The sequence below is a fragment of the Streptococcus mitis genome, assembly GCF_019929545.1.
In the GTDB taxonomy this organism is placed as follows: domain Bacteria; phylum Bacillota; class Bacilli; order Lactobacillales; family Streptococcaceae; genus Streptococcus; species Streptococcus mitis_BU.
The window spans coordinates 1-1,262 of record NZ_JAHZPT010000060.1 but is presented as its reverse complement, the minus strand read 5'-3'; the positions used below and the strand labels follow the sequence as shown (position 1 = coordinate 1,262).

General features: G+C 45.1%; 1 protein-coding gene. It reads left to right on the top strand.

What is annotated here, in order from left to right; genetic code table 11:
- Positions 1 to 1,262: collagen-flanked surface repeat-containing protein (locus K1I71_RS09485; RefSeq protein ID WP_474104176.1), on the top strand; the 1,262-nt coding region annotated here is incomplete at both ends.

Sequence of the window (1,262 nt, the reverse complement as noted above, 5' to 3'; positions counted from 1 at the left end):
GGTGAAAAAGGAGACCAAGGTGAACGCGGTCTGACTGGAGCTAAAGGTGAAAAAGGAGACCAAGGTGAACGCGGTCTAACTGGAGCTAAAGGTGAAAAAGGAGACCGAGGCGAACGTGGTCTGACTGGAGCACAAGGTCAGGCAGGTCGTGACGGTGTAACTCCAACCGTAACCGTTAAAGATAATAAAAATGATGGCACTCATACTATCATTATTAACGACGGTAGAGGTAATGTTACAAGTACTGTTGTAAGAGATGGTTTCGATGGCGCAAGTCCATTAGTTGCGACTCAACGAAATGACGCAGATAAAACAACAACAGTTATCTTCTATTACGATAAAAATGGAAACAATGAATTAGATGCTTCTGATAAGAAATTAAAAGAAGTCGTCATTGCAGATGGAGCCAAAGGTGAAAAAGGAGACCAAGGAGAACGTGGTCTAACCGGAGCGCAAGGTGAAAAAGGAGAACGTGGAGACCGTGGTGAAACAGGAGCAGCGGGACGTGACGGAAAAACTCCAAAAATCACAACTGCTCGTGGAGCAGATGGTCGCAGTACTGACATTACATTTACAGTTCCAGGAGAAGAACCTGTAACAGTTAATATTAAAGATGGTAAAGATGGACGTACACCAACCATTGACTTAAATGCCTTAGCTGAAGCAGCAGCAAGATTAAACAATCAAAGAAGCGGAAGAGTAAGAAGAGCTTTAGCAGACGCCCCATCTACAGCACCAGCAGAAAAACCAAGAGAAGGTACTCTTATTACAGCGTACTTTGATAACAATGGTAATGGTCGGTACGATGAAGGTATAGATGACTTAATTGCTAAACAACCAATTTATAATGGTACAGACGGTGCCAATGGTGCAGCAGGTGCAGCCGGACGTAATGGTGCTGAATTATTAAGTGGACCTAAAGTACCAACAGCAGATGATGGTAAAGATGGTGACACTTATATCGATGCAACTACAGGTGATGTTTATAAGAAAGAAAACGGAACTTGGGATAAGATTGGTAACATTCGTGGACCTCAAGGTCTAAAAGGTGAAGCCGGAGTTGCAGGACCACAAGGGCCACAAGGGCTACAAGGACCTAAGGGTGACCAGGGTGCTCAAGGTCTTCAAGGTCGTGATGGTCAAGACGGAGCACAAGGTTTACCAGGACGCGACGGACGTGATGGTGCAGCAGGTCGTGACGGACGTGATGGACGCGACGGTAAAGACGTCTTGAACGGAAAAGTTAACCCTGAATCAAATCA